Below are 10,688 nucleotides of genomic sequence, written 5' to 3'. Positions count from 1 at the left end.
CCGGGCAATCATGTGCACATGTCCGCGCCGGCACCGCCGTGGCTGACCGTCGACCGTGCCGTGGTCAGCATCGCGTTGGTCTATCCGATGCGCGGGCCGGCCGGCATGTTCGGCCCCACCTGCGAGCTCTGCGCGCAACTCGCAGTCGAGGAGATCAACCGGTGCGGCGGCGTGCTGGGTCGAGAGGTGCGGCTGGTGCCGGTCGACGGCGGCGCACCGCCGGCCGAGGTGGCCGCTGAGGTCGAGGCGCTGGTATCGGTGGGGGCCGTGCAGGGGGTGACGGGGTGGCACATCTCCTCGGTGCGCCAGGCGCTGGCACCTCGCGTCGCGCACCGCGTTCCGTACGTCTACACCGCACTCTACGAGGGCGGTGAGCGTACCGAGGGGGTCTTCCTGACCAGCGAGACACCGGATGCCCAACTGTGGCCGGCGATGCGGCTGCTCGCCCGCGAACAGGGGGTGCGTCGGTGGTTCGTGGTCGGTAACGACTACGTGTGGCCGCGGCGTACGGCGCGGGCGGCCCAGCGGTACGCGCTGCGCGGCGGCGGGCAGGTGGTGGGCCAGCATTTCCTGCCGTTGGACGCGCACGACTTCACCGAGGTGTTGCGCCGCGTCGAGCACAGCGACGCGGACGCGGTGTTGATGCTGCTGGTCGGTGCGGACGCGGTGCGGTTCAACCGGGCGTTCGCGCGATCCGGGCTGGACCAGCGCTGTCTGCGGCTGAGCACGTTGATGGACGAGAACATGCTGCTGGCCAGCGGTGCCGGCGCGACGCGGCGGCTGTACAGCACCGCGGGTTTCTTCGCCGGGCTGGTGACACAGGAGAACCTCGACTTCCACGGCGAGTTCGCCCGTCGCTTCGGGGTCGAGGCGCCGCCGCTGGGCAGCCTGGGGGAGTCCTGCTACGAGGGCGTGATGCTGCTCGCCGCGCTGATCGGGCAGGCCCGCACCCTCGACGTGCGGGCCATCGAGACGGCCGCCGACACCGTGGCGTACCACGGGCCGCGTGGGCGGTTGCGGCTGCGCCGGCGGCACGTGCGTCAGCGCATCTACCTGGCCGAGGCCGATGGGCTCGACTTCACCGTGCTCGCCCAGCTCTGACTCGGGCGCGGACAGCCGTCCCAGTGGTCGACCAGACCCTTGACAGCTCCACCCGATCCGGTCCTAAGATGCTTCCTGCGTGAAGGATCTGGCCCTGGGAGGTCAGCCGTCACCATTGTGCGCCCACCGTCGGCGGAATCGCTCGCCGACCATTGTGGTGACATTTTCTTCGACTCTCTCCGCGCGGCCGGCACCGTTCCTCAACGGGTGCCGGCCGATTTTCGTTGGCGTCTCACCGGCTGCGCGGAAACAGTCAATTAAGGACTGGGAAACACACGCGCAATCATGTCGGTCGACGCTTTCCCTGCCCATATCCGATCCGGTGCCTTGAGCGGCGTCCACCCGTCGCCCTCGGCATCGCCCACGTCAGCTCCACCGGACCGCACCGACCGTCCATTCGCCACTTGAGTGCACCGCAGGGAGAGTAGATGTCACTATTCCGGGGCCGCCGCATCATGGCGGGTGCCATGACCCTGGTCGCCGCGGCCGCGATGGCCGCGTGCGGCAGCAAGACCACCGACGATCCGAGCGCGACCGGCGTCACGGCCGACGTCGCCGGCGACACCGTCAAGGTGGGCCTGCTCAACTCGCTCTCCGGAACCATGGCGATCAGCGAGGTCACCGTCCGCGACTCCATCATGCTCGCCGTCGAGGAGATCAACGCGGCCGGCGGCGTCCTCGGCAAGAAGGTCCAGCCGATCGGTGAGGACGGCGCCTCGGACTGGCCCACCTTCGCCGAGAAGGCGGAGAAGCTCATCTCCGAGGACCGGGTCGCCGCCGTCTTCGGCTGCTGGACGTCGGCCAGTCGGAAGGCGGTGAAGCCGGTGTTCGAGAAGAACAAGGCGTTGCTGTTCTACCCGGTGCAGTACGAAGGGCTCGAACAATCCCCCTACATCTTCTACACGGGCGCGACGACCAACCAGCAGATCGTTCCCGGGCTCGACTACCTCAAGGCACAGGGCGCGAAGTCGGTCTATCTGGTCGGCAGCGACTACGTCTTTCCCCGCACCGCGAACAAAATCATCAAGGCCTACGCGGCCGCGAACGGGATGACCGTGCTGGGCGAGGATTACGCGCCACTCGGATCCACCGAGTTCGGCACCATCGTCAACAAGGTCAAGTCGTCGGGCGCCGACGCCGTGTTCAACACCCTCAACGGTGACAGCAACGTGGCCTTCTTCAAGGAATACAAGTCGGCCGGCCTGACCGCCGCCGCGATGCCGGTGGTGTCGGTGTCGATCGCCGAGGAGGAGGTGAAGGGCATCGGCACCCAGTACCTGGAGGGCCAGCTGACCGCCTGGAACTACTACCAGACCACGCCTGGGGCGGCGAACTCGAAGTTCGTGGCCGCGTACAAGGCGAAGTACGGCGCGGACAAGCCGACCAGCGACCCGATGGAGGCCGCGTACGTCGCGGTGCACCTGTGGAAGGCGATGGTCGAGAAGGCCGGCGCGTTCGACGTGGAGAAGGTCCGTTCCGCCTCGGGCGGGATCACGTTCGACGCGCCCGAGGGCGTGGTCACGGTCGACGGCACGACCCAGCACATCGCCAAGACCGCCCGGATCGGCAAGATCGGCGCGGACGGTCTGATCACCGAGGTGTGGAACTCCGGCAAGCCGGTCTCGCCGGACCCGTACCTCAAGACCTACCCCTGGGCGAGCGGCCTGAGCTGACGACGCCGGCCCGGGCGGGGCGCGTTGCCGCGCGGTCCGCCCGGGCCACCCGACCAGCAGTACGGAGTACCCACCGTGACAGTCCTCTTCGGTCAACTCTTCACCGGCATCAGCATCGGCGCGGTGCTGCTGCTCATCGCTCTGGGACTCGCGCTGACCTTCGGCCAGATGAACGTGATCAACATGGCGCACGGTGAGTTCATCATGGCCGGCGCGTACACCACCTATGTCCTGCAACAGAGCATCACCGGGGCCGGCTGGTCGCTGGTGGTCGCGCTGCCGGTGGCGTTCGTGGTCGCCGGCACGATGGGCGTCCTGCTGGAAATCCTGCTCATCCGCCGGCTCTACGCCCGACCACTGGACACCCTGCTGGTCACCTGGGGCGTGTCGTTGATGCTGCAGCAACTGGCCCGCGACGTCTTCGGCAGTCCGAACGTGCAGACCCGCGCTCCTGAGCTGCTGACCGGCAACGTGGCGCTGCCCGGCGGGCTGACCATCGCCAACAACCGGCTGTTCATCCTGGCCCTGGCGCTGGCCGCCGTCGCGGCGCTCACCCTGGCGCTGCGGCTCACCCCGCTCGGGCGCCGCATCCGGGCCGTGGTGCAGAACCGTGACCTCGCCGCGGTGTCCGGCATCCCCACCGCGCGGGTCGACCGGACAACCTTCTTCATCGGCTCCGGCCTGGCCGGGCTCGCCGGCGTGGCACTCACCCTGCTCGGCCCGATCGGCCCGACCATGGGCACCAACCTGATCATCGATGCCTTCCTGGTCGTCGTGGTCGGCGGGATCGGCCAGCTCAAGGGCAGCGTGATCGTCGCCTTCGCCCTCGGCGTGCTGCAGGCCACCGGGGAGTACCTGACCACCCTCAGCGTCGCCAAGGTGATCGTGTTCGTGGCGATCGTCGCGTTCCTCCAGTGGCGGCCACAGGGCCTGTTCACCCTGCGGACCAGGAGCCTCGCATGACTGCCGTCACCCCTGCGCCTCCCAGCGTCGCCGATGATCCGGCGCCCACCAGCGTCGTACCTCCGGCCCGGCCCGATGGTCGCTTCCGGCTGCGGACGGCCGCCGGCTTCGCGTTCGGCGCGGCGCTGCTGTTCGCCGTGGCGCCGCTGGTGCTGTCGGACTTCCGGCTGTCCCTGCTGGCCAAGTACCTCTGCGTCGCCATGGTCGCGGTCGGCATCGGGATCGCCTGGGGTCGGGGCGGGATGCTCACGCTCGGTCAGGGCGTCTTCTTCGGCCTCGGCGGCTACGCGATGGCCATGCACCTCAAGCTCGCCGACGCGGGCCCGGGTGGGATGCCCGACTTCATGCAGCTGTACGGGCAGCTCGACGAACTGCCGGTGTGGTGGAGACCGTTCGCCAGCCCGTGGTTCGCGCTGCCCGCGACGGTGTTGCTGCCGATGGCTGTCGCCTTCGGGCTCGGCTCGCTGGTCTTCCGTCGCCGTGTCCGAGGCGCGTACTTCGCCATCCTCAGTCAGGCGCTCGCCGCCGCGATGGTGATCCTGCTGATCGGGCAGCAGGGCACGACGGGCGGCACCAACGGGCTCACCGACATCAAGGGCTTCTTCGGCTACGACCTGGACGACCCGGTCAACCAGCGGATGGTCTACTTCATCATCGCCGGGACGCTGCTGGCGTTGCTCGCGCTGACCCGCCAACTCATCCGCAGCCGCTACGGGGAGCTGCTGGTGGCGGTCCGTGACGGTGAGGAGCGGGTCCGCTTCCTCGGCTACGACCCGGCGTCGGTCAAGCTCGTCGCGTACGTCGTCGCGGCCGGTATGGCCGGCCTGGCCGGGGCGCTGTTCGTGCCCGCGGTGGGCATCATCTCGCCCGCGCTGATCGGTATCGTCCCGTCGATCGAGTTCGTCATCGGGGTCGCGGTGGGTGGGCGGGCGACCCTGCTCGGTCCGGTGCTCGGCGCGGTGGCGGTGGCCTGGGCGCGTACCGCCCTGTCCGAGCGCTTCCCCGGCACCTGGACGTACCTGCAGGGTCTGCTCTTCGTGGTGGTGGTGGCGTTCCTGCCCGGCGGCCTGGCGTCGCTGTGGGCGCTGGCCCGCCGCCGTGACGGCGCCGTGGAGTCGCGCCGGCGTGGGTGGTCGCCGCTGGGTCGACGGCGCGCCGAGCGGACGGAGGTGCCGGCAGCATGAGCGGCGACCGGTTGGACGGTCTGTCCGTCTGCGACGTGCGGGTCAGCTTCGACGGTTTCACGGCCGTCGACGGCGTCTCGCTGGAGGTGCCGGCCGGCGACATACGGTTCCTGATCGGGCCGAACGGTGCTGGCAAGACCACCCTGGTCGACGCGATCACCGGCCTGGTCCGGGCCACCGGTTCGGTCCGCTTCGGTGATCACGAGTTGCTCGGCCGGCCGGTGCACCGGATCAGCCGGTTGGGCATCGGGCGGACCTTCCAGACCTCGACGGTCTTCGAGGAACTGTCCGTGCTGCAGAACCTCGACATCGCGGCGGGCGCTCGTCGCAGCTGGGCGACCCTGGCCCGCCGCCGTCGGGATGTCCCGGACGAGGTGGCCGGGGCGCTGGAGACCATCGGGCTGGCCGAGCGGGCCGGGCACCTCGCCGGGACGCTCGCGCACGGCCAGAAGCAGTGGCTGGAGATCGGGATGCTGCTGGTGCAGGACGCCCGACTGCTGCTGCTCGACGAGCCGGTCGCCGGGATGAGCCACGAGGAACGCGACGCCACCGGTGTCCTGCTGGAGACGGTGAGCCAGGACCGCACGGTCGTGGTGATCGAGCACGACATGGACTTCCTGCGCCGGTTCGCGCGCAGCGTCACCGTGCTGCACGCCGGTCGGGTGCTCAGCGAGGGCACGGTGGCCCAGGTCCAGGCCGACCCGCGCGTGCAGGAGGTCTACCTTGGCCACCCGGTCGACGCCGGGTCGGCCCCCACCGGCCTGGAGGCATGATGCTGACGTTGCGCGGGGTGCACGCCGGGTACGGGCGTAGTCGGGTGCTGCACGGGGTGGACCTCACCGTCCCGCCGGACGGGGTGGCCGCGGTGCTCGGGCACAACGGCGCCGGCAAGAGCACCCTGCTGCGGGTCGCGGCCGGCCTGCTGCGCCCGAGCGCCGGCACCGTCGAGCTGGACGGCGAGGACGTCACCCGCCTCGGGCCGCACGATCGGGTGGCGCGGGGGATGGCGTACGTCCCGCAGGGCCAGCAGTGCTTCCCGCACCTGACCGCAGCGGAGAATCTGCGGCTGGTCGCCGATGGACGGCGCGACGGCGCGGTGGCCACCGCGGAGGTGCTGGATCTGTTTCCGGCGCTGCGTCCGCTGCTGCGGCGCCGGGCCGGGTTGCTCTCGGGCGGTCAGCGCCAACAACTGGCCATCGCCCGGGCGCTGATCACCCGGCCGCGGCTGCTGATGCTCGACGAGCCGACCGAGGGCATCCAACCGTCGGTGGTCGCGGAGATCCAGGAGCGGATCGTCGAGCTGACCCGACAGTCCGGGTTCAGCGTGCTCCTCGTCGAGCAGCACCTGGGTTTCGCGCTGCGGGTGGCGAACCGCTATCACGTACTGGAATCCGGCCGGGTCACCTCGCACGGCGACGGGGGCGTCACGGCGGAACGGGAGGTCCGTGCGGCCCTGGCGGTGTGAGGCGGCGGTGCGGCCGACCGGTCAGGTCTTCGGTGCGGGCCCGGTCGAGTCGCGGACGACCAGCAGGTGTCCCGTGGGTCGGCGGCGAGGGCGTATCGAGCGTGGTTTGAGCGCGAGGGTGAGGGCCGTGCGCCCCATCTCGGTCATCGGCAGGCGGATGGTGGTGAGGCTGGGCGCGAGGTCGGCCGCCACCGAGACGTCGTCGAAGCCGACGACGGACATCCGCGCCGGCACCGGCACGCTGCGGGACCTCAGCGTCGACAGCACGCCCATGGCCATCACGTCGTTGAGCGCGATGATCGCTGTCGTTGCCGGATGTTCGTTGAGGATCTGTTCGGCGGCCGCACGTCCGCCACCGCGGGTGAAGTCGCTGTGCACGACGGCGAGGTCGGCGTCGGACCGCCCGCGTTGCCGCAGGGCCGACGACACGCCGGCCAGCCGATCGGCGACCGTGGTGAGTCCGGCGCTGCCGGCGGCGACCGCGATCCGCCGGTGGCCGAGATCCATCAGGTGCTGGGCGAGTGCGAAACCGCCGGCCTCGTTGTCCGGCAGGACGGCATCGATGCCGAGCGCGTGCCGTCCGATGGCGGCGGCGCGTCCGCCGTGGTCCTGGAACGCGGCCAGCTCGGCGCGGGCCGCGGCCTCCACCCGGGGGTCGTCGTAGCCCGAACCGCTGATCAGCACGATGCCGACCCGCTGGGCGATCAGGTGGCGCAGTTGTTGCAGCTCGTAGCCGGGGTCGCGTCCGGACTGGCACATCTGCACCAGTAGTCCCTGTTCGGCGGCGAGCTGGATGACTCCGGCGGCGATCTCGGAGAAGTACGGGTCGTCGACCTGGTGGACGATCAGGCCCACGGTGGAACTGGCTCCGCTGGCCAGGGTGCGGGCGTACGGGTTGGCGACGTATCCCAGCTCGCGGGCGATCTGCCGGATCCGGTCGGCCACCTCGGCGCTGACCCCCTCGCGGCCGGCGAGGGCCCGGGATGCGGTCGCCAGCGAGACGGCGGCGTGTTCGGCCACGTCCACGAGGCGCGGCCGCTGGTTGGCCCTGGGCATCCGCAACCCCCCGAAGGTATTCATGCCACCCGATCTATTGCCAGTGACGTTCGTCGAAGCCTAGGGTACGTAAGCGCTTACGTAAGCGCTTACGCAACCGGCACCGGCGTGCCGTGAAGTGAGGTGAACGCCCATGTCCAGGGCCCGACGAGCCGCCGTCTCCCTCCTGGCGGTCGGCGCGCTGACCGGCGCCGCGGCGCCGCCGGCGCAGGCGGATCGCAGCATCTCGCACGACGTCCACCCGGCCCTGCGAGCGCACCTGGTCGCCGCGTACGACTTCGACCACCCGGTGCCCGGCGACCCCGCGCTGGAGCGCGACCAGGGCCGCTCCGGCACCGAGATCGAGCTGATCAACGGCGGTGCCGCCATGCGGGTGCCGGACCACGCGTACCGGGGCAGCCGCAACGCGGTGCGGACGCGGCAGGTCGACCCGGCGGTGGCCGGCAACGACGACTGGAAGGCCGGCACCTGGTCGGCCAGCGGAGTGCGGACGCTGCGCGCCTTCAGCGCCACCGGCGGCACCACCGTGATGGGCTGGTTCAAGCTGAACATGGACAGCCCGCTGCCCAACTCCACCACCGCCGACCCGGACGACAGGTACAACGCGATCGGGCTGGCCGGAGTGCTGACCGGCGACTCCGACGGTCACGGCGTCCGCGCCCTGCTGGAGCTGATCGACGTCGACGGCGAGCTGCGTCTCGTCGCGCTCGGCCGACGCCTCGACGGCGGCAACTCGCAGACCTTCGCCGCCAACCGGGACTGGCGGGAACTGCTGCCGGTGGGGGAGTGGGTGCACCTCGCCGCCACCTTCGACTTCGGCACCGGGGCTCTCGCCCTCTACCGTAACGGCGAACCGGTGGACGGGTTCTACACCCGGACCGACGACCCGTGGCTGGTGTCCGGGCCTGGCCCGCACGTCACCACGGCCTCCGACCCTCGGGGCATCAAGATCGGCGGGAGCTTCCCCCAGGACACGCTGGAACGCAACCCGTGTGACTGCCGCATGGACGGCCTGATGTTCCTCGACAGTGTGGTCTCCGCGAACGACGTCCGGAGGCAGTACCGCCACCTGGCCCGCTGACCACCCTCGGCACCGTCCCACCGAGAAGGAGACACGCGTGCTCATCCTCCACCGCCGCACCGGCGGAGTCCGCCGATCCGCGCTGACGGCCGGACTCGCCGCCCTCGTGCTGGTCCTGTCCACCCTGGTCGCCAGCCCCGCCCGGGCTGCCGACGCGGTCTACGACCCGATCCCCGAGATGCCGATCCAGTCCCGCCTCGGGCTGGTCCTCAGCGAGTACACCAACTTCCCGCAGTCGCAACCCACTCCGGCTCCGACCGATCCGCGGCTCATGCGTACCGCGCGGATCAACACCATCATGGAGCTGCCCGACGGCTCCGGCCGACGCGCGGTGCCCGACCTGAACGGCAACCTCTACCTGGTCGAGAACGGCGTACCGCACGTCTACCTCGACGTGGCGGCGACGTTCGCGCCGCGGTTCTTCTCCGGCCGTGGTCTCGGCCAGGGCTTCGGGTACGTCACCTTCCACCCGGAATTCGGTGCCAACGGCCGGTTCTACACCATCCACACCGAACTGGCCTCGGCGGCGACGAGCACGCCGCCGGACTACGCCCAGCCGAACGCGATCTACCACGGTGTCATCACCGAGTGGACGGCGACCGACCCGGCCGCCGACACGTTCGCCGGCACCCGCCGCGAGGTGCTGCGCATCGGCTTCGGTGGCCAGGTGCACGGCATCCAGGAGATCAACTTCAACCCCACGGCCAAGCGCCACGACGCCGACTACGGCCTGCTGTACCTCGCGGTCGGCGACGGCGGTCAGGGCGCCCGCAACACCGATCCACAGAACCTGGGCCTGCCGCACGGCAAGCTGCTGCGGATCGACCCCCGGGGCACCAACTCGGCCAACGGGCGATACGGCATCCCACCCCGCAACCCGTTCGTCGGCCAGACCGGCGCGCTCGGCGAGATCTACGCCGTGGGCTTCCGGGACCCGCACCGGTTCAGCTGGGACCGGGCGACCGGCCGGATGTACCTGGGGCACATCGGCGAGCACGCCGTCGAGGCGATCTACGAGGTCCGCGCCGGCGACAACTTCGGCTGGAGCGAGCGCGAGGGTTCCTTCGTCTTCGACAAGGCGGCCACGAACCCCTGCGACCGGCTGTTCCCGCTGCCCGCCGACGACGACCGGTACGGCTACACATACCCGGTCGCCGCGTACGACCATGACCCGGCCGCGGGCTGGAACTGCACCGACGACGTCGGCGTCGCCGTGGCCGGCGGGTTCGTCTACCGGGGGCGGGCGCTGCCCGCGCTGCGCGGCAAGTACGTCTTCGGTGACCTGGTCGACGGCCGGGTGCTCTACACCGAGGCGAACGAGATGCGCCGCGGCCGTGGCCTGGCCCCGATCCATCAACTCGCGCTCTTCGACGCGGCGGGCGGTCCGGTCCGGATGCGGGACCTCTCCGGGCCTGGTGCGCCGGGCGACCCCAACCGGGTGGACCTGCGCTTCGGCACCGACGCGGCCGGTGAGCTCTACCTGGTCGCCAAGGCCAACGGGAAGATCTGGAAGGTCACCGGCACCCGGGTGTTCGCCAGCGGCGACGTCGGCGACACCACCCTGCGACGCACCGCCGGGGCGTCGAACTGGGCGCCGGTGACGCCGGCGAAGTGGCAGTTCACCCACGACCAGGTCATCCTCGCGGAGGCTGGGGAGAGCCGGCCGGGCCCCCGCCGTCCGTTCGAGTACGCGGTGCTGACCGCCGGATCGGCGTGGTCGTCGGTGCAGATCGACGCCCGGGTACGACTCGACACCCCGGTGGAGGTCACCAACCGTGATGTGATCATCGTGTTCGGTTGGCGTTCGGACACCGAGTTCTACTACGCCCACCTCTCCACCGACAACACGATCTATCCGCACAACGGCATCTTCAAGGTCGACAATGCCGACCGGGAGCGGATCGACCACCAGTGGAACGGCCGGTCCCGTGGCGCCAACCCGGCCATCACCGATGCCAAATGGCACGACGTCCGGGTGGTGCACCTGCCGGCGACCGGCGAGATCGCGGTCTACGTCGACGGGCACAAGGACCCGTTGTTGACCGCGAAGGACACCACGTTCGGCTCGGGTCGGGTGGGCTTCGGCTCCTTCGACAACGTGGGCCGACTGCGAAACCTGACCGTCACCGGCACGCCGGCCTGAGCCCTGTCGCGGTGTGGACGGC

9 protein-coding genes are annotated in these 10,688 nt (G+C 70.5%); 8 read left to right on the top strand and 1 reads right to left on the bottom strand.

From position 1 onward, the window contains the following. The first annotated feature begins 18 nt into the window (after positions 1 to 18). The 6 genes from HNR20_RS01050 to urtE all read left to right on the top strand — a co-directional run bounded on the left by HNR20_RS01050 (position 19) and on the right by urtE (position 6,386). Entirely contained in the window at positions 19 to 1,101 is a 1,083-nt protein-coding gene (locus HNR20_RS01050) for a substrate-binding domain-containing protein (protein ID WP_184175550.1), read from the top strand. A 428-nt stretch (positions 1,102 to 1,529) separates the two neighbouring features. Next, on the top strand, positions 1,530 to 2,774 hold the full coding sequence (urtA, locus tag HNR20_RS01045; RefSeq protein WP_184175548.1) for an urea ABC transporter substrate-binding protein: 1,245 nt from the start codon (positions 1,530 to 1,532) through the stop codon (positions 2,772 to 2,774). Positions 2,775 to 2,849: 75 nt separating this feature from the next. Continuing rightward, on the top strand, positions 2,850 to 3,737 hold the full coding sequence (urtB, locus tag HNR20_RS01040) for an urea ABC transporter permease subunit UrtB (RefSeq protein WP_184175546.1): 888 nt from the start codon (positions 2,850 to 2,852) through the stop codon (positions 3,735 to 3,737). Further along, the gene (gene urtC / locus HNR20_RS01035; RefSeq protein WP_184175544.1) at positions 3,734 to 4,921 is read left to right on the top strand and encodes an urea ABC transporter permease subunit UrtC; all 1,188 of its coding nucleotides are present in this window, start codon (positions 3,734 to 3,736) and stop codon (positions 4,919 to 4,921) included. The genes urtB and urtC overlap by 4 nt, the downstream gene beginning before the upstream one ends. After that, entirely contained in the window at positions 4,918 to 5,694 is a 777-nt protein-coding gene (gene urtD / locus HNR20_RS01030) for an urea ABC transporter ATP-binding protein UrtD (RefSeq protein ID WP_184175543.1), read from the top strand. The genes urtC and urtD overlap by 4 nt, the downstream gene beginning before the upstream one ends. Continuing rightward, complete coding sequence (gene urtE / locus HNR20_RS01025) at positions 5,694 to 6,386, top strand: urea ABC transporter ATP-binding subunit UrtE (protein WP_184175541.1); 693 nt, start codon at positions 5,694 to 5,696, stop codon at positions 6,384 to 6,386. The genes urtD and urtE overlap by 1 nt, the downstream gene beginning before the upstream one ends. A 21-nt stretch (positions 6,387 to 6,407) precedes the next feature. Here the strand turns inward: urtE and HNR20_RS01020 are convergent, their stop codons facing one another. After that, positions 6,408 to 7,466, bottom strand: a complete 1,059-nt coding sequence (locus tag HNR20_RS01020) for a LacI family DNA-binding transcriptional regulator (protein WP_229687399.1) — start codon at positions 7,464 to 7,466, stop codon at positions 6,408 to 6,410. A gap of 109 nt (positions 7,467 to 7,575) precedes the next feature. Here HNR20_RS01020 and HNR20_RS01015 point away from each other — a divergent pair, with 109 nt between their 5' ends. Then, complete coding sequence (locus HNR20_RS01015; protein ID WP_184175539.1) at positions 7,576 to 8,523, top strand: LamG-like jellyroll fold domain-containing protein; 948 nt, start codon at positions 7,576 to 7,578, stop codon at positions 8,521 to 8,523. A gap of 37 nt (positions 8,524 to 8,560) precedes the next feature. Next, positions 8,561 to 10,666: a PQQ-dependent sugar dehydrogenase gene (locus tag HNR20_RS01010; RefSeq protein WP_184175537.1), complete on the top strand. Its 2,106-nt coding sequence runs from the start codon at positions 8,561 to 8,563 to the stop codon at positions 10,664 to 10,666. Positions 10,667 to 10,688: the final 22 nt, after the last annotated feature.

Source organism: Micromonospora parathelypteridis, from assembly GCF_014201145.1.
In the GTDB taxonomy this organism is placed as follows: domain Bacteria; phylum Actinomycetota; class Actinomycetes; order Mycobacteriales; family Micromonosporaceae; genus Micromonospora; species Micromonospora parathelypteridis.
The sequence above is the reverse complement of the archived record's forward strand: the minus strand, read 5'-3'. Positions and strand labels throughout refer to the sequence as shown.